Source organism: Legionella nigrisilvae (genome assembly GCF_977063395.2).
The window spans coordinates 171882-198534 of sequence record NZ_CDRUGZ020000023.1 but is presented as its reverse complement, the minus strand read 5'-3'; the positions used below and the strand labels follow the sequence as shown (position 1 = coordinate 198534).

Here is a 26653-nt window from a genome sequence, read left to right as displayed (position 1 = left end):
TGACTTAGAGACAAGCCTTTACAACCTGGCTTGCTGAAAATTCTGTTATATAAAGAATTCGCTTGTGAAAATCTCCACACTCTAAATTAGGTTTATCGAGATTTTAAGAGATGAGCATTATAGAGCTTCACAGTGACTTATGGGCAATAAGTGAGGTATTGGTCAGCAACTAGCATGGATAAGAAAATATTGCTGCAGGTACCTTACTCCTGCTTTCAGTGTTTCGATGATTATTATCTCTATTTTTATTGGAAATGTATTAAAAGCACGCTTGAACTATTACCACTAGAAAAGCGAGCAAGTGGTTTTACTGTATTTTTAACCTAAGTCATTCTTTACTTGGTGCTACAGCACCACTGATTACCTTGCTTTTGAGTATTTTTTAACAAATTTTGCACTGGTTATTTTGGGGAGGGGAGGCCATTACCTGTTAATTTTGACTTAATATTAATCATGTATCATATGGCAATTGTTAATCAACACCATAAAGAGGACCATCATGCAAGAGAAATCTGAAGATCAGTTACCCGAGATACCCGCAGAGATTGTAGAGCATATAATGACATTTTTAGGCCCAAGAGATTTAGCAAATTTAGAGTTAGTCTGTAAAGATTGGCAGAACATTGCTTCGAGTGATGTTGTTTGGAAGAAAGCCGTAGGCCAAACAAAAGAAGAATTTTCAAATCCCGACTTGTACACGATTTTAACACTCCCTAATATTTCTGGATTTCGTTATAGGCTGGTAATGAAGGGTTATGCGCTGGTTGAAGAAGAGCTGCAACGGTTCTTTCAAAATACAGATTACGTTAAACAAATATCATTTCCTGAAGGTGTTGGAAATGAAACAATATCTTCAAATACCCATCCTGGCAGTTGGGAGTATAAATACAAGAATAGGGTTTTTAAAAGTGAGGAAGACCTCAATAATGTTTTTGCACAGGCACGTAAGGAAAGTAACGAATATACGTGTTATTCCCGGACTGAGTTTTTTGCCCATTATAAAGAAATAAATGATGAAATACATTTATATGCATTAAAGCACATTACTGAACATGCGGAATGGACAATTTTTCAGAAACCGTTTATTTTTAATCGAAGCCTTGTAAATAATTTTCCTTCCGTGAAGCCTGCATCGACTAATACCGAAGATAAAACAGCTAAACCTGCCCCAAAAAAAGCCGATAGGCAATTACACAGCACTCCTGTTTCGAATGCAACAAGCAATCATGTGAGTCAACAAGAAATGGAAGGAAAATCCCAACCCTTACCGACCGCCGCGGAATATCAGCCACACTTCTTTCAACCAACGCCAACACCTGCTCCTACACGAACGAAAGTAGTCAACCGCGCACCAGTTTGTTTGCCAAACAATAGCGGCTCATGCACAATCTCTTAATGTGAATTTCTTTCTGCCTACTTCTTTGAGATCCATCTCGGATGTAGGCTTCGTTAATCCCGCAAACAAGGCTTGAAAAGGGTTATGTGATGCTCAATCTATTGAGTTATATTATTCCCTGTGTCCTTCCGGTTTTGGCCAACAAATTTTGCGTTTTCGATTTATTCGATGGTGATGGATTTTTTTCTCTTCCTGCTCTACGGTTAATGTATCATAAATGCTACTAAGTAAGTGATTTGATACAACTGCGGCACAATAGGCTCAGATTATTTTTTCCAAAATTATATTCTTGTTTATAATGATTAAATCCTGGAGAATATTCCTAATATTACTGTCATTGCAGGGATTACCATGTCGGGGCCTCATCAACGATATCTTGAAGCAGCGATAGAAGAAGCGCGTCAAAGCCTCGCTCAGGGAGGAATACCCATTGGTGCCGTGCTTGTTCACCAAGGCGAGATCATTGGGCGCGGACATAATCAACGGGTTCAAAAAGGAAGCAGCATATTACATGCTGAAATGGATGCATTAGAGAATGCGGGGAGACAGCAAGCTAAAGTTTATGAGCAATCCATTTTATACACCACTCTTTCGCCTTGCCCCATGTGTAGCGGAGCTATACTTCTTTATAAAGTTCCTCATGTTGTGATTGGAGAAAATCAAACCTTTATGGGGGAAGAATCATTATTAACATCACATGGTATAAAACTTGAGGTTTTACAAGATAAAGAATGTATAACCATGATGCGAGACTTCATTGCTCAAAATAGAACGCTATGGAGTGAAGACATAGGTGAGTAATTTTGCCTCCTGCGGGCTTTATTTTTAAGGATTGACACACTGACCCGTCGTTTTAAGTCGAGCCGCAACGACATTTTTCAATTCAATAGTATATCTGCAATATCGATCATTAAAATTGGTTGTTTTTTGTTTGTTAGGTGTTGTTTGTGAACATTATGGTCTGTTGTGGTATAATTCGTTTTTTTCCAAGCATCAGTCCAATCAGTAAAATCAGCAATAGTGTAACCCCATCGTTTTTAGAGTCTGATGAATAATTTAGGAGCTATACAATGACAAAAATGAGTTTGAGCTTTTTGTTTGTTTTTGCAATGAGCCTATCTTCCTTTTCTTTTGGTCAAAATACAGGCAATTATATTGTTTCCGGTTGGCCAAACTACCTAGCTATGGGAACTATAACGAATGGTGCTCCGCAAGAGCCGACAAATATTCGTGTTGATGCTGTATTTACATACAATGGTTCAGGGGGCGACGGTGATCCTGGAAAAGTAGAAACTCCCTATAAAATTTGGAACATGATTAACATGGCTAAAAATATAAAAGCCAAGACTGGTCATGCGGTTAATCCTGTTTTAGTTGAATACGGTTGGCAACTAAGTGGTGGTTGGAATCCGGATAGCATTACTAACTTAGATGATTTAACAAAGCATTTTTTTAATCTCATGTTTTTGTCTAAAACATTAGAATCTAATGCTTATAGCAATACTGGAACGTATGGCACTATTTTATTGAACCCAGATATGCTGGGTTACTTAGGAAATACAAATCGTGTCGAAGCAGTTAAATCTTTATACATACCCGTAGCCCAGGCTGTTTCCAACGCTTATTGTATGATGAGTAAAAAAGTTAACTTCACTCCTACTCAAACACCTCTTTGCACTTATGGGTGGGATAATAAACCGGTCCTAATTAACGGCAACCCAAATGATTTACTTATTTGGCTTAAAACTAAAACGGATAACTATACTGCCGGACAAGCGTTTGCCACATGCGTTAACGAATATGTGATGCCTCTTTGTACCTCAGCAACCCAAAGCCCTGACCTACCTGATTTCTCAGATAATTTTAATGGTTGGTTACAGGCTCAAAACTGGATGGCGAAGCATTTTGGACCTCATGTCGCTCTGGGAGTACATGAAAATATTTCGGCAGTTCCAGAAGGGGGGTGGTGGATTCATCGGGGGTCAACTGCTGTGAAACCTTATGTGGATAGGGTTCTGGCTGACTTGAAAAGTTTTGAGTTATTCACCAGTACCTATAAACCTGATTTTATTTATTTTGATCGATATGGTGCCGATGATTACAGCAGTAAATACCCAAATTTACTCATGAATCAGGCAACGTTTTATAATGATGCTGCCTGGCAAAATTTCCTAACAATGTCGAAACAAATTAGCGAAGGTCTAGGAAGGCAAGCAGGAAAAAGCTACATACCGGCAATGTTATGGCAAATACCTGCTGCCCATATCCCAACTCAGGATGAGCCTCTTCTTGAGGCTCATGAAGAAGGCTCTGCTCCTGTATATTTTTTCGGCGATTCAAGGTTGCAACCCGATTTAAGCAATAGTGCTTCTTGGATTAATCAAGATATTGCTAATTTACCTAAAGGGTATAGTTTATGTGCTGGAAAAAATGCTACTCGTTGTTTGGTATTAAACCATTTTAATTGGGCTCATAATAATAATGTGCAATTGAAAAAGGCAGTTGACGCACATGTTTTTGCAATTTTGTGGGGAGCTGGTGCTTTTGCAACGGGGGTTTGGGAGGTACCGGGAACGACATTTCCCGATAATGGTTGGATGACCAAAAAACTGTCGATTTATTATAAAAACCCGCAATCATTTCCAGTGAATTAATTTACCTAAGGCGAATTTAGTTAAGATTCAGTAATTTTTTGTACTTTTTACTTGCACTCAAATGCTAACCAATGAATATTTGCTACAATTATATACATTATGGAAATATATGAGCTAAGTTAGGGTGCGAAGTTTATGCTGTAGCTCTGAGATTATATTTTCAGTGACGTAAAGCGTGTTCATCTTAGATATGAACTATTTTGCTGTTTATAGAAAATATCAAATCTCATACCTATTTCATATTCCTTATAGATAACGAATTTTCGTTTCCAGAGGTAAAAATGAAATTCAAATCGTTAATATTCTCCATACATGGATGGTTTGATACGAGTCTTAAAGAGAATCATTTACAGCAAGGTACGATACATTGGGCGCGTGTTTTCATCTTTGTACTTCTTCATTTGTGCTGTTTAGCAGTGTTTTGGGTTGGGTGGAGCATTACAGCCGTAATTACTGCTATGTTCCTTTATTTTTTTAGAATGTTTGCAATAACTGGGTTTTACCATCGTTATTTTTCACATAAGACCTTTAAAACTAATCGGTTTTGGCAATTTATATTTGCTGTAATAGGTGCGGCAGCGGTACAACGAGGACCGCTTTGGTGGGCAAGTCATCATCGTCATCATCATCGCTATACAGAGAAATCACAAGATCCACATTCTCCAGTACAACATGGTCTTTTGTGGAGTCATGTGGGATGGATTTTTTATTCAGACAACTTTAAAACAGACTACAAAGCGATACAGGATTTTGCAAAATATCCTGAATTATACTGGTTGAATCGTTATGATAATGTGGTCCCTATCTGTTTATTATTCATACTTTATTTTATAGGTAGCTTTTTAGCTCATTATTATCCTCAGCTTCAAACTAATGGCCCACAGTTAGTTATTTGGGGGATTATTTCAACAATTATCCTCTTCCATGCTACTTTTTCTATCAATTCACTTTGCCATGTATGGGGTACGAAAACGTTTGAGACAGGAGATGAAAGTCGGAATAATTTTCTGCTGGCTTTAATTACTTTGGGCGAAGGTTGGCATAACAATCATCACTATTACCCACGATCATCACGCCAAGGATTTCGCTGGTGGCAAATAGATATCACTTATTATTTATTATGTTTCTTAGAGAAGGTAAAAATAATTCATCATCTTAACAAAGTTCCACCGGAGTTAAAGACAGGTACTGAAGTAATGAAAGCTTTAGGCGAAAAAAATGTAAATATAAAGGCATAAGTATAACTCAGATTTGTTTCATGTAGGGGTTGAGAGGTTGTAATGAAGATTTCAAATCCAAGGATAATATCCAAAGATGTTTTATTAGTATCGTCATTCCTTATTGTTTATTTGCTTTTTTGTCTTATTTTCAACAATCAGTTACTTATTTATGGGATTTGGGACCTGGGGTGGGAAGGAAAATTAATATTTTGCTTTATTGTTTATCATATAACCATTGTTGTCTTTAGTATTTATTTACATCGATGCGAAACGCATCGGTCGGTTGAACTCGTACTGCCAATAAGATATTTTTGCCGATTTTGGCTCTGGCTTGCTACAGGGCTAAATCGAGCTGAATGGGTTTCCATTCATCGCTTACATCATCAAAAAGCAGATTTACCACTTGATCCACATAGTCCAATATATAAGGGGACATTTAATCTATTCCTGAGTGGATTTGAAATTTGTGCCCAATGCAATCCTTCATCACTGATAGAAAAATATGGAACCATCTCCGATAACGATGCACTGGAGCAATTTCTTTTTACTAAATTTCAATCTCTAGGATTGGTACTTTTTTTATCATTATATATCGTGCTCTTTGGTTTGTGGGGAATGGTAATGTGGGATATAAATATTTTTGCAATTACTACGGTATTATTTGGGGCATTTGCCGCCCTTACTCATAAATGTGGGTATCGAAACTTTGATACTAAGGATAATTCGCGAAATTTAATGCATATAGGGATTTTGTTAAATGGAGAGGAATTACACAATAATCACCATCACAATCCTTCCTCTGCCAAGCTTTCTTATCTAAATACGGAATTTGATCTGGGGTGGTTTTATATTTCAATTTTAATGAAATTAAATTTGGCGAAATTGCGTACTTCTCCAACTGTAAGAAGAAAAAGTGGTGAATACGAGTTCCAATTAAAAAAACGCTAGATATTTATCCTTTATTCCACCATCCTCCACCTAATGATTGAAAAAGCGCTGCTGTGTCATTATAACGAGCCGTTTCAGCCTGAATTACTTTAAGATGAATTTTTAGATAAGCCTCTTTTGCTCTTAATACCGACAAATAGTTCACTTTACCGAGTTGGTATTGCATTCTCACTATTTTAAAATGTTCATGGGTATTAATTTCTGAAGTTGCCCGTTCACGCAACAGTTCGGCGTCGAACTCCAGAGCATGTAATACATCTGCAACCTGTTGAAATGCATCTAGTACTACTTTTTTGTACCTTGCGAGTTCATAATCATATACTGCAATTGCGATTTTTCGTTTTGCACGTAGCGACCCACCTTTAAGAAGGGTTTGCGCTATTTGTCCGCCGTAGTTCCATACATTATTTGCAGGATTGAATAAAGTACTAAGTGCAGTTGAGTACCACGCATAAGTAGCTCCTAGATTTAATTTGGGGAAGAGATTCGCAGTAGCCACACCAATTTCAGCACTTGCTTTATGCAATAATGACTCAGAGGATTTTATATCCGGTCTTTGTTTGACTAAAAGTGAGGGAAGAGTCACTGGCAGATCTATGGGTAACTGGATATTTTGCAGCGTAAGGTCAAAAAGTTCTGTTTCACTCGGTAATGAGCCTGTTAACACTGCAAGAGCATTATGTTTTTTTGCCAAATCATTTTTGAGGACAGGAAGTTGCGCTTGGGTTTCTTTAAGTCGATTTTTGCTATTGAGTAAGTCTACTCGGGAAGTATGGCCAAGAAGGTAGTTATCATTTTCAAGTTTCACCAGTTTTTTTTGACATTCAATAAGTTCTTTTGTGGTTTTAACTTGTTCTTGCAAGGATGCAATTGTGATGCCTGTGGTAACTATATTTGCGGTTAATGTTAAATAAGTAGCCTCCAATTCGAAGTGTTCATAATCTATTGCTGCTTTTAAAGCTTCTAGCTGACGCTGATTACCGCCAAATAAGTCTAGATTATACCTCACACTAACTGAGGCATTGTACAGATCAAAAGTATTTACTGAGGAAAATGGGAGCGTTGTTCCTGGGGTCGGAGTAAGATTGATGCCCGTGGCGAGTAGACTATTTCTTTCACGACTTCCTAAAAATTGGGTATCCACAGTAGGAAATAAGTTAGGTCCTGCTTCAGCAAGCAAATTGGCTTGAGCTTTGCGCAAATTGGCTTTGCTCATTGCTATGGATGGATTATTTTTTAATCCTTGTTCAATAAAGGAATTTAGTTCTTTTGAATGAAATAGTTCCCACCATGATTTGGATATATTTTTTCTAAAGATAAATTGTTGCGGTCGACCGGCCCTGCTAGGGGCGCCGACAGTTTTTGTTTTCACAGACCCATTGTTATAGTGTGGCGTTTGGGGGGCATCTGGTGAATGAAAATTGGGTCCCACCTTACAACTTGTAAGTATTATTGTGCATAAAAATAAATAAATTTTTTGCATTTCATCTTCTTATATAACGAATTAACTTCATTATGGCGAATACTTCGCTTTTAACGATTATAAATCAAGTTGATGCTAACTGGCTGGCCCGGATGTAAATCATTCAATGCTTCTTTAACGGGTTTTGCCTCGACTCGATAAACGAATTTTGTTCTTGAACTTTCACTAAATATGTAAGGGGGGGTATATTCAGTTTTTGAAGAAATATAGCTTACAGTCGCAAGGTATGTATCACTACATCCATCACAGCTAATGCTGACTTCATTTTTTAATTTTAATTTAGATAATAAAGGCTCGGGAATATAAAAAATAACCTTTAGATTTTCAGGTGTAACAATAGATAATACTGGACGACCTGATAATACTAACTCACCGACAGTAAAATAAGTATCGTAAACGTACCCTGAAATAGAGGAGAATTTCTTTTTGTTTGATTCACTCCATTTCGCTTGGGTTAGTTCTGCCCTCGACGACTCGACCAATGCCTGTTGGGAAATTAATAATGCTTGAGCATTAAGATAATTGTTTTTTACTTCTTCGAGTTGTTCAAGACTGACCCCGCCTGATTTTAGTAATTTTTTATATCGAATCAATAACTTATTTTGAAAGTCAAGATCTGCTTGTTTTACTTTGATTTGTGCTAAGGCTTGGGTAAGATTTGCTTGCGCTTTCTCGAGTTGGGATTGCTGTGGCTGTCCATCCAGTGTGAACAACAGCTCTCCTTTTTTTATTGCAGTACCTTTTCGAGCATCCAGGCTGATAAGATTTCCTGAAAAATTGCTTGATATATAGGTATAATCAGCATCAACATATCCTTGCAATGAATTGTTCTTCTCCTTACAACCCAAAAGCTGGGCGCAAATCATAAGAAAAAACAACCATCTTGGAATGAATTTTTGCATATTATTTTGATCTTAAACGAATTTATCGATTCAATGGGCAGGAATAAAAAAACTTACCACCAAATAGTAACTTCTGACAATATGTATCCGAAGAAATAAACACAGCACTGTTATCAGTAATTCATCAGTCACGCAGTCGGGATTAGTTAAGTTGTTCCTTACATTCTGTTGATGAACATGTCTATATTGTTCTAAACAAGCTGTTAAATCTTCACGATCATAGCTTGTTAGTCAGGATAATATTAAGATACGATACACTATAATTGATTAAGATTTATATCAAGAAAATAAGGTGTGTTGACAATCGTCGTACATTTTTTCTGCGATTTGTTTCGCGGCCTTCGATTTGATTAATAACTCAACATTTAAAGCTTAACCTCCCTTTTAAATTCGGTGACCAAATCACAGAACACACGGGGTAAAGATGATTACCAATATATAGATCTTATCTTTTGTAGATGTTTTTTCAAAATTTCAGAAATCTGTTTGAGAAAAATGAGTATTTTTAGTTCTCATTCAAGGACGATAAATGATTAAAAATGAATTTCTTCGTATCTGGTCGGTTGCTAAGAAAGAAATTATTCAAATTAGACGAGATATTTTGATTTTCTCATGGCTAATTATCATTCCAGTTGTTCAAATATTATTGTTTGGTGCCATCATTAACACCAATCCCCGCCATCTTCCAACCGTGGTCATTACTTCTGAGAATACCTCGTTCACCCGCGCTTTATTGCAGGGCCTAAAAAATACAAATTATTTTTCAATTCAAACAATAACCGAAGATGAAAAAAAAGCAGAGCGACTGTTACTTAGTGGCTCCGTTCTTTTCGTTATCAACATACCGCCTCATTTTACCCGTGATTTGATTCGGGGAAGACATCCGCATGTATTAATCGAAGCTGACGCATCCGATCCTGTAGCCGTTTCAAATGCGTTCCGAGCGGCCTCTGAATTACCGTCTAAAGTATTTGAACATGAACTACAAGGCTCTCTCAGTTATTTAGCTTCTAAGGATGCCCCATTTATTTTCGATATCCAATCTAAATACAACCCAGAAAATATATCCCAGTACAATACCATACCCGGATTAATTGCATTATTAATCTTTTCAACGTTGACCGTTTTAACTGCTGTATCTATAAACTCAGAATTTGAGCGAGGAACCTTCGAAACATTATTAATAACCCCCTTAACACCCGCACATATTATTTTTGGGAAAGTTCTACCCTATTTTATTTTAGGGTATTTTCTTTTTTTTATATTGTTAATAATCGCGTATTTCATTTTCTCTATTCCTTTCCATGGTAGCTTTTTTTTATTTCTATTACTTTTAGCGCCTTATTCTATTTCCAGTTTGGGCACAGGTCTCGCTATTTCAGCGGTTACGCGGACACAATTTGCAGCTGTAGGCTTAACCAACGCGTATGGTCTCGTCGCAATTATGGTTTCTGGCTTTTTATTTCCATTTACGGGAGTACCTCCCTGGGCGCAAACAATAAGCCAAATTATTCCATTGACCCATTTTTTAAGGATCACCCGAAATAGCATGTTGAAAGGGGCAGGGTTCGATATTTTATGGCCTGATACCTGGCCTATAATTGTGTTTTCAGTAATTATTATTTTTTTTGGAATCGTACTTTTTAGAAGAACGTTAGATTAATAAGTTTTGGTGCCAATCTTGAGAGAACAGATAAATTTATGAAAAAAAACTTTGAGCAGTATGAGGATTTCATTCAACAACATCCTCTTTTTTGTCTTCTCAATCGAGAAGATGCGCATCAGCTCATTGGATATGCAAAATCTGAATTTGCTGCAGCAGAGCAAATACTTGTGATTGAAGGTGAACCTATTGCTTGTATTTTTCTGATTGTTTCAGGAAGCGCTGAGGTTGTCAGAGCGGTCCATTCATTGGGAACCATGCAAACTATGCGTATTGCTGAGTTAAGTAAAGGGGATATCATCGGTTTATCCTCAGAAGGATTTGTTTCACATACCGGACTTCACACGGCAACGGTAAAATCACTAACCTCTATGCATTTACTTAAAATCAGTCTTCCTGATTTTCTGAGTTTTTTGAAACAACCCCATATAAAATATCCTAATTTGAAAAAGTTAAGTGAAGAATTTCTTTTAATTCAGTTTATAAGAGCCCACCATCTCTTTAGCAATTTCTCACATGAGAAGGTACAGACGATGGTGAAAACTGCAAAAAATATTAAGGTTCCTGGAGGTTCCTACTTGTATCAAGTAGGGGATGTCGCGAATGCATGCTATTACCTACTTAAAGGGGAGGTAGTTCTCCTTAGTTTTAAAAACAGTAGCTCTAGTGAAATTAGTCTAAACCAAATGTTTGGAGATTCTGAATTTATGACGGATATGAAAAGAAAAGAGTCGGCATTTGCAAAAATTGATAGCGAATTATTGGTTATAGAAGCTGAGATTGTTAAAAAATTCATAACCATTCCCCGCTCATCTTTTTTACAAAAAATTCTTTTAAAAATTTCGGGAAAGAAGTAGGGAACCTTCTGAAGCTTCAACAGTTTCATAATTGAGTATGGGTGGAGTTATTTAATAGGTATTTTTATGGATAAAAGCAATTATATTATCGATGTAAGCAATTTGACAAAAAAATTCAATAAATATCAGGCGGTAAAAAATCTAAATCTTAAAGTGGAGTATGGTGATATATATGGATTCCTGGGACCAAATGGCGCCGGAAAAACTACTTCTTTGAGAATGTTGTGTGGACTTATTACTCCTGATTCCGGTTCTGGTGAGTGTGTAGGGTTTGATATTGTAAAAGAATCCCGTCAGATTAAAGCTCTTGTTGGCTATATGTCGCAAAACTTTGGTCTCTATAAGGATCTAACTGTTTACGAAAATATGATGTTTTTCTCTGAAGTTTATGGTGTTGTTGATAGAAAAAATCAAATCGAAAAATACTTGCATAAATTTGATTTGGAACAATACAAAAATCAGATCGCAGGTACCTTATCTGGTGGCTGGAAACAACGCTTATCACTAGCCGTTTCCTTATTACATGATCCTTTATTGTTATTATTGGATGAACCAACCGCCAATATTGATCCTAAGGCGAGACGAGAGTTTTGGGAATTAATGCATCAATTATCACAGGAAGGAATTACTATTTTATTAAGTTCACACAATTTAGATGAAGTGGATAAATGTAATAAAATTGCATACATGTGTTATGGTCAAACCCTTATGTCAGGAACGATTGAAGAAATTTTAAATTCTGTAAATTTGACTACTTGGGAAATAAAGGGAAGGAATATTGCAATGTTATCCCATCAATTAGAAGCTATTGAGGGAGTTGATCAAGTTTTAAGATTCCATAATACCCTCCATGTGAGTAGTAAAAATAAGGAGGAGTTGTTTGAAGTAATAAAGCCTTATATCGAAAATGAATTTTTTAATGGAAGAATAATTGAGTCATCATTGGAAGATGTATTTGTTTGGCTTTCTACATTCGGTGAGCAGAGATCATAGATGATAAAAATAGAATTTTATCGTGTCCTATCAGTTGCTAAAAAAGAGTTTATACAAATCAAACGAAATATTTCTACTTTTTTGTTTTTATTTTTAGTTCCTATCATGCAAATACTGTTATTCGGTTTTATGATTAATACCAATCCCAAATATTTGCCAACAACAGTTGTATCCTCTGAGAGTAATACCTTTACGCGATCATTATTAGAAGGTTTTAAACATACAGGATATTTTTCCTTAAATCATCTTGCTCATAATGAAAAAGAAGCAGAGAATTTTTTACAAAGTGGAAAGGGGCTTTTTGTTATCAATATTCCTCCCAATTTTTCAAAGAGTCTAATAAGAGGAGAAAAACCTCATGTCCTTATTGAAGCGGACGCTTCTGACCCAGTAGCAATCTCCAATGCATTTCGAGCAGCAGTTGCTCTTCCAGCACAATTGTTTGAACGTGATTTGTCTGGTTCTTTAAACTATCTTTCTTCCCAGCAAACACCTTTTAAATTTGATATACACCCTAAATTTAATCCTGAAGGATTTTCACAATATAATATTGTCCCTGGTTTAATTTCGGTACTTATGTTCACAACACTTACGCTTCTTACTGCCATGTCAATCACTGCTGAATATGAGGTAGGGACTTTCGAAACACTGTTAATTACACCACTAAGCGCAGCAAATATAATTTTAGGTAAAGTTATCCCCCATTTTATAGTGGGCTATCTTATCTTATTTATGCTCCTGATCATTGCGGTTTTTGTCTTTTCGGTGCCTTTTCATGGAAGCTTCTTACTTTATCTTTCGATAATGGCACCTTACTCGATTGGAAGTTTAGCAATGGGATTAGCGATTTCTGCCTTCGCCAAGACTCAATTCCAAGCTGTAGCCTCAACTAATGCTTATATTTTGGTTGCAGTTATGATTTCTGGATTTTTGTTTCCATTTAGTGGGATGCCACTTTGGGCGCAAAACATCGGCCAAGTGATTCCGCTAACACATTTTTTAAGAATCACACGTAATATTATGTTGAAAGGCGCCGATTTGAGCATTCTCTGGCCTGATATTTGGCCCATTTTATTGTTTATGTTTCTGATTGTTATTTCAGCAATTTTGCTTTTTAGAAAAACTTTGGATTAAATCTATCTGTATGATTAAGATTTTTTTTCTTAACATGAAGACAATAAGAATAATCCCCGCTGTACGGGGATTATGTGTTCAGGGAATTAAGTATTAATCCGCTTTCTTACCAGGTAACTTTTCTTTGATGCGAGCTGCGCGACCAGCTAAATTACGTAAATAGTAAAGTTTGGCGCGACGAACATCACCACGTCTTTTTACAGTAATACTATCAACAATCGGACTGTAAGTTTGGAATACACGCTCAACACCAACACCGTGTGAAATCTTACGAACAGTGAATGCAGAGTTTAAACCACGATTACGTTTTGCAATAACAATACCTTCAAAAGCCTGTAAACGCTCACGGGTACCTTCAATTACTTTCACCTGAACCAAAACAGTATCACCAGGATTGAAATCTGGGATTTCCTTGCCTTGCATTTGCTCAGCATTTAGTTGGTCAATAATATTAGTCATGGACTACTCCTCAAATTGGTTCATCCTTTAGGAATCACCGTGTTCATACTTAAACTCAGCAAGCAATTGCTTGTCTGTTTCACTTAACTGTATTTTTTCAAGTAAATCTGGGCGTTTAAGCCAGGTTTTACCTAGAGATTGCTTTCGCCGCCACAGTTCTATATCTCTATGGTGACCACCTAATAAAACAGGCGGCACCTCTAATCCTTCAATGGTTGCTGGTCGTGTATAATGCGGGCAATCCAGTAAACCATTCATAAATGAATCTTGTTCTGCGGAACCAAGATGCCCTAGGCTCCCCGGTATTAAACGAATAATAGCATCGATAAACACCGTAGCGGCGAGCTCACCACCACTTAAAACAAAATCGCCAAGAGACCATTCTTCATCTACATAATTTTGAAGAATACGCTCATCAATTCCTTCATATCGCCCAGCAATAAAGAGCAGTGGTTGTTTGTCATTTGCCACTTGATTCAAGTCATTTTGTCGAATTACCTTGCCCTGAGGACTCAGGTAAATCGTTTTACAATGACTCGGCATTTGACTACGTGCCTGCATAATGGCCCCTTTCAAGGGCTCATACATCATTACCATTCCCGGGCCACCCCCATAAGGCTTGTCATCAACTTGCCTGTAGGGCCTGGAAGACCAATCTCTTGGGTTCCAGCAATCAATTTTAACTAAGCCTTGCTCAATGGCTCTTCCTGTAATACCGTAATTTAAGGCATTAAGTATTTCAGGTATTAAGCTAATTACACCGAAATGAAGCACCGCTTAAAAATCCATATCCCAATCAACAGTGATTATCTGCTGGGTGGAATCCACATCTAATACAAATTTTCCAGGCAGGTAAGGTATTAACAGTCTTTTAGTACCTTCTACGACCAGCACGTCATTTGCACCTGTAGGGATTATTTCAATGACCTTCCCAAAAGATTCTCCTTGTTGGTTGATCACATTCATACCTATAAGTTGATGCCAGTAATATTCACCAGGTTCCAGTTTTGCCAATTGTTCCTGTTGCACTGCAATTTCTATATTAGTGAGCTGAGCTACAACTTCGCGCTCAGGATAACCTTCAACTTGGACTATGATGGATTTATTTTGTACTTCGGCATGCAACAATTTGATTGGTTGCCATTTATTATTAATAAACGCATGCCAATTTGCATACTTTAGAACATTATCACGAGGTTCTGTAAAGGAGTGAACCGTAACAAAACCTTTAACACCATGAGGCCGCCCAAAACGGGCAATTATTATCCAGCTTTCCTGATTATTCACTTTATTAAGCAGCTTCGCCTTTCTTATTAAATTCTTTTATCAAAGCGCTGACGCGATCAGATAACTGTGCCCCTACTTTTTGCCAGTGGCTCAATTTTTCTGCATCGATATGCAGACGCACTTCTTGTCCACGAGCTACAGGGTTGAAATAACCAATACGCTCAATATAACTACCATCGCGGCGTTTGCGGCTGTCAGTAACGACCATATGATAAAACGGACGCTTTTTGGCGCCACCTCTTGATAAACGTATAACGACCATTATTTTCCTCTACTTTAGAGTGGTTACGTAAAAATGCCGTGTATTGTACGAAAATTAATTCACCATGTGAAGTAATTCTTGCGAATTATTTAAAATCATCCGGTAATATGCCTTTTAATCCTGCCATACCACCGAGTCCACGCATCATTTTTTGCATTCCACCAGGTTTTGTAAATTTTTTCATCATTTTTTGCATTTGTTCAAATTGTTTTAATAATTTGTTTACATCTTGTATTTGTGTCCCTGAACCCAATGCAATTCGTTTCTTGCGTGAACCCACAATAAGTTTGGGGATACGACGTTCTTTTGGGGTCATGGAATTGATAATAGCAATAGTTTGTGCCATAGCTTTGTCACTGACCTGTTTCATTGCTTGTTGCGGCATCATTTGACTGACGCCGGGTAGTTTACTCATCATACCAGCAATACCGCCCATATTATTCATTTGCAGCAGTTGTTGTTTGAAGTCTTCTAGATCAAAACTTTTGCCTTTTTTCAACTTTTTAGCTAGTTTTTCACTCGCTTGTTTGTCTGCTTTCCGTTCGACTTCTTCAATCAGAGTAAGAATATCACCCATGCCAAGGATTCTGGAGGCAATTCGCTCGGGATGAAATGGCTCCAAAGCTTCTACTTTTTCACCACTACCAATAAACTTGATAGGTTGTCCCGTAATTTGTTTTACTGAGAGAGCGGCACCGCCACGCGCATCGCCATCTGTTTTAGTGAGAATGACTCCTGTTAAAGGTAAGGCTTCATGAAAGGCTTTTGCTGTATTCGCAGCATCTTGTCCGGTCATGCTGTCTACAACAAACAGTGTTTCAATTGGGTTTATTTCTTGATGTAAGGCTTTAATTTCCGTCATCATGTCGGCATCGATGTGCAGACGACCTGCAGTATCAATCAACAATACATCCATATATTGTTTTTTTGCGGTATCAAGCGCTTTTTTAGCAATACTTAGTGGTTGCTCGTTGGCTTCTGCGGGAAAGAAAGTGACATCTATTTGTTCTGCTAATATTTTGAGCTGTTGTATTGCAGCGGGTCGATAAACGTCGACGCTGGCCACCATTACTTTTTTGTTTTCAGATTCTTTTAAGTATCGTGCGAGTTTCGCAGTACTGGTCGTTTTTCCTGAGCCTTGTAATCCTGCCATTAGGAATACAGCTGGGGGTTGAGTTTTAAAGTTAAGCTCAGCACGTTCATCACCCATGATATGAATTAATTCATCATGAACGATTTTAACAAAAGCCTGATCGGGATTTAACTCAGTTAAGACTGTCTGTCCTAAAGCTTTTTGTTTTACTTCTTCGATAAATTCTTTAATGACAGGTAAGGCGACGTCTGCTTCCAGCAGTGACATCCTGACCTCACGCAGAGCCTGTTGTACATTATCTTCAGTTAATCGACTCTGCCCTCGTAGACTTTTGAAGGAGCGGGTCAACCGTTCGGTTAAGGTTTCAAACATGATCTATTACCCGAAAAAAATAGGAACTATAGCACAGAGAAGCTAGGATATGAAACTCTCCCATCCATGATCTAATTTTAATATTAGTTAATAATTATTGTTTTAATTAGGTCGTTTCTCTTTATTCAATCTCTCGGTGTGTGGTAAGTATTTTAGAACTTTTTATTTTTTATTTTAAAACGGGAATTGAGTGTGTTCGCTTTTCTGGCTTGAGCTAATAATTTGGTACATTAAGACAGGAAAAAATGCAGAGATTTTCTTATTAAATCATGCTATTTTACAGAGCAAGCTAAAAATCTATGGGCTAGTAAATAAAATCAAGGAACATTTTGTTTAATTATTGCCCGATTATTAAGGGTTCCTTAAGCTAATTTTTAATATAATGTAGCTTCTGCACGCCCCAAAACTGCACTGAAGGAATGCGATGATCGAGAAAAAACATTCACTGACAATTTTCAGTCTGACTATGATAACAGTTGGTTCTGTGGATAGTATACGAAATTTGCCTGCTACGGCCTTATTTGGCAGTCAATTAATTTTTTATTTTGTTTTAGGTGCTTTATTTTTTCTAATCCCAACTGCTTTGGTTTCAGCAGAATTGGCTTCAGGGTGGGCCAAACAAGGAGGGATTTACATTTGGGTTAAACAAGCGTTTGGGAAAAAGATGGGTTTTTTAGCCATTTGGTTGCAATGGATAGAAAATGTAATTTGGTACCCAACGATATTATCTTTCGTCGCAGGCACTATTGGTTATTTAATTAATCCTGCATTGACAAGTAATCCTTATTTTCTTTGGGCAGTAATCGTTAGTTCATTTTGGGGAGCTACGATATTAAATTTGCGGGGAATGAAATCTTCAGCTGTATTCAGTAATCTGTGTTCTCTTGCAGGTTTATTATTACCCATGTCGTTGATTATTGGCCTTGGGGCTTTTTGGGTTACCCAGGGTAATCCGTTGCAAATTCAATTTGATACTCCAAGTATCGTACCTCATTTAGCTGATAAGTCTATGTGGGTCTCTTTAACTGCGATCATCATGTCTTTTTGTGGTATTGAAATCGCTACCGTTCATGCAAATGATGTAGATAATCCACAACATGCTTTTCCCAAAGTATTAATTTACTCAGTAGGAATTATTTTAAGTACCCTAATTCTAGGTTCTTTGGCTATTGCAATTGTTTTGCCCGGCAAGGACATCAATTTAGTAGCAGGAATTATGCAAGCATTTGAAGCATTTTTTTCCAGTTATCACATGTATTGGATGATGCCTGTAGTCGCTGTAATGTTGGTTTTAGGTGGGCTTGGTGGTGTGAGTAACTGGATAATTGCCCCCACAAAAGGATTATTGGTTGCTGCAGAAGACGGTAATTTACCTGAATATTTCCAACGTACGAATGAAAAAGGTGCACCGATTGTAATGCTCTTCACTCAGGCCAGCATTGTCACTGTTCTGTCAGGTTTATTCTTATTTATGCCTAGTGTGAATGGATCTTATTGGTTGCTAACTGCTTTAGCTGCTCAATTGTATATGCTGATGTATTTTATTATGTTTGCCGCAGCAATTAAATTGCGGATTGCTGAGCCCCACCATCCTCGACCATTTGCAATTCCTGGCGGTATAATAGGTATGTTATTTGTAGCGGGTGTAGGTATTGTGGGTGTATGTGCTACTTTAGCCGTGAGTTTTATTCCACCAGAAGGAATTAATGTAGGTGGTATGGCACGCTACGAGTTGACATTAATTGGTGGTTTAATTCTCATGTGTTCACCACCATTTGTAAGTTCCTGGTTGCGAGGAAAAACACCAATATTGGATGCGGCTGTTCCAGATTAAGATTTTTGCAGAATTTCCTGGCCTCTGTGAAGGGAGATGTAAGGACAAAGCACCATGGACATTACAGAATCTAATGAATTGCTGAGCCAGTTAATGGCACGATTACCTGAATTGGAATGGAAAATTAACGAGCTGGGTTCCTTTTTCTCCATTCATCGCCTACCCAGAGGGGTATTTCGTTTAGATAAAGAAGCAAATGGTGTAGCCTGTATCGCAGAAATTAAAGCGGACATTCATGCATTATCCAAACAACAAAACAAGCGGAGTGCTTTATATTTGGCAGAGCGAATTAGACAAAAAATAAACATCTTGGTTGTCTTATGTCAAATGCATCAAGGCAAAAAAAAGTCAGGAGAAAACGTTTCCTTTGGCATAAAAATGTTGAGTACTAGACAACAATGGATCAATGATCTTGAATTTGAAATTAATACGCTTTTAGAGCAACAACATGCGATGAGTAAAGCTTTGGAGCACCTTCGACATAGCCATAATTCCAGTGCAATTTTGCATTTAAAAGCAGAGTTAGGTGAGGTTGAGCGTCGCCTGACTTTAGCGAAAGAAACGTTAAATCGAGCTGTTTCTTAATCAATAATCTTTTTCTAATCAGAGTTATGCGGTAAATTTAGGGTCTGTTTACATTTCGCCAATTGGGGTAGAAATATAAATAGACCTTAGAGTGCCTTTTCGGCATTCATTAATAAAATAATTACTCAAACGAAACATTGACTTGTTTGTTGGTGAATAACAAAGAAAATGATAGAGAGAATGAGTGATTACTAAAAGGAGCTTTTTTAAATGTCAGATAAATATTCTCAGGTTACCAAAGATATTAGTACTCAATTAGCCAAAATGCGTAAAGAAATGCCAGAAGTAATGTCTGGATTCTCAGCTCTTGCGCAAGCAGCAACTAAAGACGGTGTACTCGATAAAAAAACTAAAGAATTAATTGCTATGGCTCTGGCTGTTGCGAAACAATGTGATGGTTGCATAGGATTTCATGCGCAAGCTTTAATTAAATTACAAACAACACGCCAAGAGTTCTTGGAAACTTTAGGTATGGCAGTTTACATGGGTGGGGGTCCATCTTTAATGTATGCTGCAGAAGCTTTAGAAGCATTTGAAGAATTTAGTAAATAATATGAGGTCAATTGCTTTTAGCCTGGATCAACTCAATAGAGTCCAGGCTTGAAAGAAAAAGTCTACTTAATTATTCATAAGCAATTTTCTCGATGATTAAAAAACGGATGAGGGGATTTATAAAAGATTTTATCAACTAAGTGCAGACCTATTTAAATCATTTGTACACAATTCATACAATCCTTAATTAAGATTATTGTCATAATCTTCAATCACTAATTTTATTATATGCTCACGGATGGACTATACTAAATTATAAATTTTTTTTTTGGGGAAAGGGAGAATTGAAATGTTGAAAATTAAATGCAGTTCATGGTGCACAATTTTTGGCATCTTTTTGGTTTTTTGTGTTCCATCGTTAGCGTTTGCACATCATGCTGAATTTATGAGAAATGAACCTTTTGTCCAAGGTTTGAGTATGCCCATTCATGGGGTAGACCACATGTTATTTACGTTGGCAGTGGGGCTAATTGCGGCACAAATTGGTGGACGAGCTTTGTGGAGCATACCTTTGATATTTGCTGTTGCTATGGTATTAGGTGGGATATTAAACCTTTCTGGAGTGTCTATACCTTTGTTAGAGTATGGTATCCTGGCATCTCTTATTGTGTGTGCGGGGTTGCTTTCTTTGCGTCCGAGCGTCTCACTACTTCTAACCATAGGTTTAGTTGCTCTGTTTACTATATTCCAAGGTAATGAAATGATGACTTCAGGTGGGGTGGGTGTATATAATTTGCCCTTATTTATTCTAGGCACATTATTTTCCTCTCTTCTATTGTTAGGCGTTGGAGTTGGTGTGGGTTTATTAATTTCCCACAGGAACGCTTATCTATTTCGTTATGTAGGAGTAGCTATGTTAGTAGCTGCTGTTGTAATTAGTGTATATCCTGACATTAATAATGCGATAATTAACATGCTTGAAGCTTAATTAAGTTGATTTATCAAAGGGCATCTTGGCCTTTGTTTGGCTAGTTTGCCCAAAGATTAAGGAACATTCTTAACAATCGATGTGCATTGATGCCACTTCACTTACTTTTTTTAGTTGCATACATTTTAGAATCAGCTAGATCAAGCATATCCTTCAGGGTTCGATGTTTATTGGCATCATATTGTATGCTCCCCGCACTGAATTCAATCTTATAATTAGAGGATTGTGCACATTTTAAAACGCTTTTTAAGCGGTCAATAATTGCAGATACATCGTTTTGGTTCAATCCCGAACAAAATATACAAAATTCATCACCGCCTAAACGTCCTATAACATCATGATACCGAAAATTTTGGAGAAGAGCATTCGCGAAAATTTTTAACACTTTGTCACCTTCCGCATGTCCAAATTGATCATTTATTAATTTGAATTTATCTAAATCAAAAAATAATAGGGTAAACATTTGATTTTCACGTTGACATTTCTCAAATAAGTAGCCGGCTAATTTTAAAAATCCCCTCCGATTAGATAAACCTGTTAATTCATCAGTTATGGAAATCTGTAATTGCTCCAGATCCATTTCCACCATTTCAGCAAGATCGTGAACCACATTTTCATCGACTTCGCTTTTTGCTCGAGGTTTGTCATCGATTAGACAAATTACCCCCACATTATAGCCTTTGACTTTTAAAGGACAGCCTAAATAAAATCTGAAATTTGGTTTTCCAAGAACAAAAGGATTATCATAAAATCGTTCATCTTTGGTTGCATCTTCGACCACCATAATTTCATCAGAAAGAATAACATGACCACAAAATGATGTTCTTCTCTTGGCCTCCTTTATGTCAAATCCTTGCGTGGATTTCATCCATTGACGCTCAGATTCCAAAAATGAGATGACCGAAATAGGGACCTCAAAAAGTTTGCATGCAATACGCGTTACTCTATCGAAACGTTCCTCTTTCTCGGTATCGAGTATGTGTAATTTATAAAGTGTTGCTAAGCGTTCCGCCTCATTTTCTGGCTTGTTTGGAGGAATCATATTTTATCCTTTCACGTACAGCAAGTTGGCTAATCTTTATGATATATATCATTATTTTTTTAAAATTTAAAAGTAATGAAAACCCTAGGGCGTCCAACTTTGAAAGAAGTTTTGGAGGGGTGTTAAAAAAAGCACAGTTTGTTAAGTTATCTCAGAGAAATTCGCGACATTAGTAATTAATATTTTGAATAAGGATTAAATCAATGCGAATTAATCCTTACTCATGTAAAAAGAAGGGCTTATTATTTTTGTGAGGAGGGTTGTCCAAGCGCTGCGGAAACATGAAGCATTTCATTTTTTGCCGCTGTATTTTGTTGACAAGGATAGTGTTTACTTGCTCCTAACCAGGCTACTTGAGAAACGGTCATGGAATCTTTATCACTTTGCTGGCTTGAGATTTCTTTATATGTCTGCTGAATCAATTCACAAAGCGTAAATGCACTAAGCTGTACCCCTGGTGGCAAGCAAAAAATAGGATTTCCTTGATTTTTTGCGACTTCATTGGCTTGAATCATCGTTTCTGCAATACTTTCGCACGTTATTGTTAAGACATGGCGAGCAGAGCGAGCCCATGCTTGCGCTTGAGGATCTGCTTTAACTTCCATCTGAGGAATATTATCAGCGATACTCATGTAATTTTTTATGGTGTCTGCATGGATGCACTGACACAGAAATAGGAAACTGATTAATACAATACGCATAATTTATCCTTCCAATCAAATGCCATGAGGCTTAATTAAACCCAGTTTAAAAGCAATTAATAAAAATATAAATAAACCTACTGAAATACTTATTCTTATCGTTAATGCTTTAACGGTACGTTTGGAGTTTCCTGGGTCTCGAATTAGGAAGATAAGACCACTTGCCAAAGACCCAGCAATGATAATCATTACACAGATGATGATAATTTTAGTGATCATTTGTTATACTCCCGAAATTGCCGTCAAATTATGACTAACATTTAAACAATTAATTAATGATGCCTAGTTTAACCTGTTTTAAATTTCGTTTCACCCCAAGCTGGCCGATGTCAATTCTGGCAATCCTAGTTTTTTCTTTATTCGTTCGCCTTGGGTTCTGGCAAATCCATCGTGCAGATGAAAAAACAAAAATGATTGTGGCACAAAAAAACCAAGAGAAGCAAAACCCAGTTCCTTGGGCGGTAAAGAAAGAACTGCCAGTGCAATATGAACGACTCTCCTTAAAAGGTCATTATCTGCCGCAAATATTTTTATTGGATAATCAACATTACAAACATCAATTTGGTTACGATGTTTTATCTCCCTTCCAATTGTCCGATGGATCTATAATTGTAATTGATCGCGGATGGGTTCATGGTGAACTGACACGGCGAATTCTTCCAAACATTCAAATCCCCAAAGGAATAATCGAATTACAAGGAACAGTCTATTTTCCCAGTAAAAATCAATGGGTTTTAGGGCCGGCTATAGAAGAAAAAGGGAATAATACGATCATTTTGGAGCGTGTAGATGATCAATTGATCAGCCAAGTTTTGCAAAAATCAGTCGCTCCGTTTATTATTCGCCTCGACAAGCAAGACACAAATGGATTTGTGCGTGAATGGGAAACGGTATCCATGCCTCCGCAGCGGCATTTAGCTTATGCTTTGCAGTGGTTTGCTATGGCATTGGTAATACTTATTATATTTGTAGCCTTAAATCTGAAGAAAAAAAATGAAAAAACAAGCCAGTAAATATTATATTTTAGTGTTGTTGGTTGTAATATTCGTCACCCCCGGCGTAGCGGCTTATTTATTTTACCAGCATCCTTCTTGGTTGGGCGCTACTCGGGTTAATAAAGGGACATTGCTGAATCCACCAATAATGGTGAATGCCTTGGAAGGAAAATCCAAATGGCGTATCGTCTTTTGGAGTTCAGAGGCTTGTGATCAAGAGTGTATGAAGCAGCTCGATATACTCGCTCGAATTCGTCTGGCGTTAGGACGCAAATTATACCAGGTGGATCAATGGCTTCTTCTCAGTGATAAAGCACCTCCCTTATCACCAAAGCAACAAGCCTATTTAAAGGAAATAGATTTTAAAGTGGCAAAATTATCTGCAGATCAATTTAATAAAGAGGCTTTCTTGCCTGAAAATAAAGTATTTATAGCTGATCCAGGTAATTATTTAATACTCAGTTATGCATCTCAGGTAAACCCTAATGATGTATACAAAGATTTGAAGTTATTGCTCAATACAACAGAAAAGAGTGATTAATCTAATGCAGAATAAATTATTACGGTATGTAGTGTCATTTGCTGTGCTTTTGTCTTTATTCGTAGTTATGCTCGGGGCATATACGCGCTTGAGTGATGCAGGCTTAGGTTGTCCGGATTGGCCTGGTTGTTATGGCCAGATGGTTCTTCCAAGTGCTACGGACAAATTGCAGGCTGCACAAACTCAATACCCACAAATTCCCATCGAATCTAGAAAGGCATGGACGGAGATGGCTCATCGTTATGCTGCTGGTTCTTTAGCTTTGTTAATTTTTTTTATAGGTTTTTATGTAGCACGCAAGCGTTTGCAGGGTAACAATTTGTCTTGGCATTTGCCCGCTGCACTAATTATCTTAGTTTTCTTTCAAGCTGCTTTGGGGATGTGGACAGTAACCTTGAAGTTGTTACCAGTAGTCGTTATGGGACACCTTTTAGGCGGTATGCTGATCGTTGCATGCTTAAGTCGTTTTCGATTACAAATTAGCTCAATAAAGGGACATGATTTATCACAATGGCGTCCTTGGTTACGAATCGGGGTGCTTATTGTGTTCTTGCAAATCGCATTAGGCGGTTGGGTTAGTTCAAATTATGCTGGGATCTCATGTATTGGATTCCCTATGTGTAATGGTGAATGGTTACCTGATCTACATTTCGCAGAAGGATTTAATTTATTTTCGCCAGTGGGAGCTAATTATCAAGGAGGGGTACTCGATCATGATGTAAGAGTAACAATTCAATTTATCCACCGATTAGGGGCAATAATAACCGCAGTTTATATTCTGGTACTCTCCTTATTGATTCTATGCAGAAGCAGCTTTAATTATCTTAAAACCGCAGCTGTAGTGTTGTCTTTATTAGTATTGGTTCAATTTACTTTAGGAATTTTAAATGTAATTTATTTACTGCCAATTAGTGTTGCTGTAGCCCATAATGGGGTTGCTGCGCTATTACTGGCAACCTTATTTAGTACGCTGCATTTAACGCGTAAGGGGCAAAATGATGCACGCTGAGCATGTAGTTCAATCTTCGTCAGCTACTTGGCGTGATTACCTTGAGTTATGCAAACCTCGAGTTGTACTACTTATGTTATTGACGGTAGTTGTCGGAATGTATCTGGCTGCTCCTGGCTGGGTTAGTATGTCGCTGCTGATTTTTTCTCTGCTTGGTATTGGACTGTGTGCAGGAAGTGCGGCTGCAATTAATCATTTGGTAGATAAACGAATTGATGCCATTATGGCCAGAACCAAAAAAAGACCTGTAGCGAGTGGACAGGTTTCTGTAAAGCAAGCTTTATGGTTTGCTTTAATCATGGGTACTCTTGGGCTGACAATTTTGGTGATATTTGTAAATCAACTCACTGCGTGCCTTACGTTTATTACCCTCATAGGCTATGCTGGTATTTATACAGGTTACTTAAAAAGAGCCACCTCCCAAAACATAGTCATCGGTGGATTAGCTGGAGCTGCACCACCGTTGCTGGGTTGGACTGCTGTGACAAATCAATTGGATCCTCAAGCTTTATTGCTGGTATTAATTATTTTTATATGGACACCTCCACATTTTTGGGCTCTGGCTATTTATCGTTACGAAGAGTATCAGCATGCTCAAATTCCCATGTTACCGGTCACCCATGGGATTGCGTTTACTAAATTGAGTGTTTATTTATATACCATCTTATTGCTTGTAGTGAGTGTATTGCCTTTTGTTGTAGGGATGAGTGGCTTATTTTATTTAATAGGGGCTTTAGTGCTGGGTGCGCGATTTTTATTTTGGTCGCATAAATTATATCGTACCGATAAACCTGTTGTTGCAATGCAAACATTTAGATTTTCAATCGTGTATTTGATGTTATTGTTTGTTTTTTTATTGATCGATCATTATCTATAAGGAATAGGTATGAAATAAGTTCCAAGAACAGTAATTTTTGTGAAAGCTGTTTATGAGACTTATTCCATGTATGTTCCTATAAGGGGGTAAAATGAGTTTAAAGGCTAAAAGTGTTACCTTTACTGTAGTTGTTTTGCTGGCTCTTGCAGGATTGTTTTCAGGAATTTTTGTAGGTCAGCATTTTCATTTTAAGAAAAAAATAGATGTGTCTTCATTTCATGGTACTTACCTTGAAAATCCAAGACAAGTGAATCAGTTTAATTTAACAGGAATGGATGAAAAACCATTTAGCAATAAGAGCTTAAAAGGGAAATGGACTTTAATGTTTTTTGGTTTTACAAACTGTGGTTATGTTTGTCCCACTACTATGGCCGAATTATCCAAAATGTATCGCATTCTTGAAGAGAAGGGTGTAAAGAATTTGCCGCACGTCGTGATGATTTCAATTGATCCTGAGCGTGATAATCAAGAAAAACTAGGACATTATGTCACTTCATTCAATCCTAATTTTTATGGGGCCCGAGGAGATGAGGAATCCATTAAGTTAATGACTCGAGAAATGGGAATTGCTTATGCAAAAGTAATTGAAAGGGGAACTAATGATGCCACAAATTATGATATTCAGCATAGTGGTGCTTTGATGCTGTTCAATCCCCACGGAGAACTTAATGCATTTTTTACCACGCCGCATCATGCAGATTTATTAGCGCAGGATTATCTGTTGTTGGTTTCTTAAGGGAACATTTTTTTGAAATATATTTTGTTGCTCCAAGGTGATTTTTACATTTTTGGACTAGGCTTTATTTATACGAGCGAGTTGTAAAAAGGCTCGAAATTTCTAGAATAATAAAAAAATTGAGGAAAGC

The 26653-nt window shown here is 37.3% G+C and carries 28 protein-coding genes; 18 read left to right on the top strand and 10 right to left on the bottom strand.

Annotated features, from left to right (window positions below; genetic code table 11):
* The first annotated feature begins 499 nt into the window (after positions 1-499).
* From ACWTE2_RS15965 to ACWTE2_RS15945, 5 genes are all read left to right on the top strand, one after another.
* Positions 500-1396, top strand: coding sequence for an F-box protein (locus ACWTE2_RS15965; RefSeq protein WP_454786111.1), 897 nt, complete (start codon positions 500-502; stop codon positions 1394-1396).
* A gap of 351 nt (positions 1397-1747) precedes the next feature.
* Positions 1748-2197 (top strand): nucleoside deaminase, encoded by a 450-nt coding sequence (locus ACWTE2_RS15960; RefSeq protein ID WP_454786110.1) that lies wholly within the window; start codon positions 1748-1750, stop codon positions 2195-2197.
* A gap of 269 nt (positions 2198-2466) precedes the next feature.
* Complete coding sequence (locus ACWTE2_RS15955; RefSeq protein ID WP_454786109.1) at positions 2467-4050, top strand: hypothetical protein; 1584 nt, start codon at positions 2467-2469, stop codon at positions 4048-4050.
* 281 nt (positions 4051-4331) lie between these two features.
* Positions 4332-5288: an acyl-CoA desaturase gene (locus ACWTE2_RS15950; RefSeq protein WP_454786108.1), complete on the top strand. Its 957-nt coding sequence runs from the start codon at positions 4332-4334 to the stop codon at positions 5286-5288.
* Between the two features lie 42 nt (positions 5289-5330).
* A complete protein-coding gene (locus tag ACWTE2_RS15945; protein WP_454786107.1) occupies positions 5331-6218 on the top strand; it encodes an acyl-CoA desaturase in 888 nt (295 codons plus the stop codon).
* A 4-nt stretch (positions 6219-6222) separates the two neighbouring features.
* Here ACWTE2_RS15945 and ACWTE2_RS15940 read toward each other — a convergent pair whose 3' ends face one another.
* Both ACWTE2_RS15940 and ACWTE2_RS15935 read right to left on the bottom strand, forming a co-directional pair.
* Positions 6223-7701 carry an efflux transporter outer membrane subunit gene (locus tag ACWTE2_RS15940; RefSeq protein ID WP_454786106.1) on the bottom strand — a complete coding sequence of 493 codons (1479 nt, stop codon included), beginning with the start codon at positions 7699-7701 and terminating at the stop codon, positions 6223-6225.
* Positions 7702-7751: 50 nt separating this feature from the next.
* Positions 7752-8603, bottom strand: coding sequence for an HlyD family secretion protein (locus ACWTE2_RS15935; protein ID WP_454786105.1), 852 nt, complete (start codon positions 8601-8603; stop codon positions 7752-7754).
* Positions 8604-9132: 529 nt separating this feature from the next.
* On the opposite strand from ACWTE2_RS15935, the gene ACWTE2_RS15930 reads away from it, so the two are divergent.
* From ACWTE2_RS15930 to ACWTE2_RS15915, 4 genes are all read left to right on the top strand, one after another.
* Positions 9133-10266 carry an ABC transporter permease gene (locus ACWTE2_RS15930; protein ID WP_454786104.1) on the top strand — a complete coding sequence of 378 codons (1134 nt, stop codon included), beginning with the start codon at positions 9133-9135 and terminating at the stop codon, positions 10264-10266.
* A gap of 38 nt (positions 10267-10304) precedes the next feature.
* Positions 10305-11123, top strand: coding sequence for a cyclic nucleotide-binding domain-containing protein (locus ACWTE2_RS15925; protein WP_454786103.1), 819 nt, complete (start codon positions 10305-10307; stop codon positions 11121-11123).
* Positions 11124-11189: 66 nt separating this feature from the next.
* Positions 11190-12116, top strand: a complete 927-nt coding sequence (locus ACWTE2_RS15920; RefSeq protein WP_454786102.1) for an ABC transporter ATP-binding protein — start codon at positions 11190-11192, stop codon at positions 12114-12116.
* Entirely contained in the window at positions 12117-13250 is a 1134-nt protein-coding gene (locus ACWTE2_RS15915) for an ABC transporter permease (protein ID WP_454786101.1), read from the top strand.
* Positions 13251-13343: 93 nt separating this feature from the next.
* Here ACWTE2_RS15915 and rplS read toward each other — a convergent pair whose 3' ends face one another.
* From rplS to ffh, 5 genes are all read right to left on the bottom strand, one after another.
* On the bottom strand, positions 13344-13709 hold the full coding sequence (gene rplS, locus ACWTE2_RS15910) for a 50S ribosomal protein L19 (RefSeq protein ID WP_182391587.1): 366 nt from the start codon (positions 13707-13709) through the stop codon (positions 13344-13346).
* Between the two features lie 27 nt (positions 13710-13736).
* The gene (gene trmD / locus ACWTE2_RS15905) at positions 13737-14483 is read right to left on the bottom strand and encodes a tRNA (guanosine(37)-N1)-methyltransferase TrmD (RefSeq protein ID WP_182391586.1); all 747 of its coding nucleotides are present in this window, start codon (positions 14481-14483) and stop codon (positions 13737-13739) included.
* 3 nt (positions 14484-14486) lie between these two features.
* A complete protein-coding gene (gene rimM / locus ACWTE2_RS15900; protein ID WP_182391585.1) occupies positions 14487-14996 on the bottom strand; it encodes a ribosome maturation factor RimM in 510 nt (169 codons plus the stop codon).
* Positions 14997-15000: 4 nt separating this feature from the next.
* A complete protein-coding gene (gene rpsP, locus ACWTE2_RS15895) occupies positions 15001-15258 on the bottom strand; it encodes a 30S ribosomal protein S16 (RefSeq protein WP_182391584.1) in 258 nt (85 codons plus the stop codon).
* A gap of 85 nt (positions 15259-15343) precedes the next feature.
* Positions 15344-16723, bottom strand: coding sequence for a signal recognition particle protein (gene ffh / locus ACWTE2_RS15890; protein ID WP_182391583.1), 1380 nt, complete (start codon positions 16721-16723; stop codon positions 15344-15346).
* A gap of 424 nt (positions 16724-17147) precedes the next feature.
* Here ffh and ACWTE2_RS15885 point away from each other — a divergent pair, with 424 nt between their 5' ends.
* The 4 genes from ACWTE2_RS15885 (at position 17148) to ACWTE2_RS15870 (ending at position 20622) form a co-directional block, all read left to right on the top strand.
* Positions 17148-18557 carry an amino acid permease gene (locus ACWTE2_RS15885; protein ID WP_182391582.1) on the top strand — a complete coding sequence of 470 codons (1410 nt, stop codon included), beginning with the start codon at positions 17148-17150 and terminating at the stop codon, positions 18555-18557.
* Positions 18558-18611: 54 nt separating this feature from the next.
* Positions 18612-19142, top strand: a complete 531-nt coding sequence (locus ACWTE2_RS15880; protein WP_454786100.1) for a hypothetical protein — start codon at positions 18612-18614, stop codon at positions 19140-19142.
* Between the two features lie 210 nt (positions 19143-19352).
* On the top strand, positions 19353-19694 hold the full coding sequence (locus ACWTE2_RS15875) for a carboxymuconolactone decarboxylase family protein (protein WP_182391580.1): 342 nt from the start codon (positions 19353-19355) through the stop codon (positions 19692-19694).
* A 289-nt stretch (positions 19695-19983) separates the two neighbouring features.
* Complete coding sequence (locus ACWTE2_RS15870) at positions 19984-20622, top strand: HupE/UreJ family protein (protein WP_454786099.1); 639 nt, start codon at positions 19984-19986, stop codon at positions 20620-20622.
* A gap of 97 nt (positions 20623-20719) precedes the next feature.
* Here ACWTE2_RS15870 and ACWTE2_RS15865 read toward each other — a convergent pair whose 3' ends face one another.
* The 3 genes from ACWTE2_RS15865 to ACWTE2_RS15855 form a co-directional block, all read right to left on the bottom strand.
* The gene (locus ACWTE2_RS15865) at positions 20720-21664 is read right to left on the bottom strand and encodes a sensor domain-containing diguanylate cyclase (RefSeq protein ID WP_454786098.1); all 945 of its coding nucleotides are present in this window, start codon (positions 21662-21664) and stop codon (positions 20720-20722) included.
* 242 nt (positions 21665-21906) lie between these two features.
* The gene (locus tag ACWTE2_RS15860) at positions 21907-22365 is read right to left on the bottom strand and encodes a phosphatase (protein ID WP_182391577.1); all 459 of its coding nucleotides are present in this window, start codon (positions 22363-22365) and stop codon (positions 21907-21909) included.
* Positions 22366-22380: 15 nt separating this feature from the next.
* Entirely contained in the window at positions 22381-22584 is a 204-nt protein-coding gene (locus tag ACWTE2_RS15855; protein WP_454786097.1) for a twin transmembrane helix small protein, read from the bottom strand.
* A gap of 59 nt (positions 22585-22643) precedes the next feature.
* Between ACWTE2_RS15855 and ACWTE2_RS15850 the strand changes: the two genes are divergently transcribed.
* The 5 genes from ACWTE2_RS15850 to ACWTE2_RS15830 all read left to right on the top strand — a co-directional run bounded on the left by ACWTE2_RS15850 (position 22644) and on the right by ACWTE2_RS15830 (position 26523).
* On the top strand, positions 22644-23378 hold the full coding sequence (locus ACWTE2_RS15850; protein WP_454786162.1) for an SURF1 family protein: 735 nt from the start codon (positions 22644-22646) through the stop codon (positions 23376-23378).
* Positions 23359-23901 carry a hypothetical protein gene (locus tag ACWTE2_RS15845; protein WP_454786096.1) on the top strand — a complete coding sequence of 181 codons (543 nt, stop codon included), beginning with the start codon at positions 23359-23361 and terminating at the stop codon, positions 23899-23901. The genes ACWTE2_RS15850 and ACWTE2_RS15845 overlap by 20 nt, the downstream gene beginning before the upstream one ends.
* Before the next feature lie 4 nt (positions 23902-23905).
* Positions 23906-24910: a COX15/CtaA family protein gene (locus ACWTE2_RS15840; protein WP_454786095.1), complete on the top strand. Its 1005-nt coding sequence runs from the start codon at positions 23906-23908 to the stop codon at positions 24908-24910.
* Positions 24900-25787, top strand: coding sequence for a heme o synthase (gene cyoE, locus ACWTE2_RS15835; RefSeq protein ID WP_454786161.1), 888 nt, complete (start codon positions 24900-24902; stop codon positions 25785-25787). The genes ACWTE2_RS15840 and cyoE overlap by 11 nt, the downstream gene beginning before the upstream one ends.
* Positions 25788-25878: 91 nt before the next feature.
* Positions 25879-26523 carry an SCO family protein gene (locus ACWTE2_RS15830; protein ID WP_454786094.1) on the top strand — a complete coding sequence of 215 codons (645 nt, stop codon included), beginning with the start codon at positions 25879-25881 and terminating at the stop codon, positions 26521-26523.
* Positions 26524-26653 lie beyond the last annotated feature (130 nt).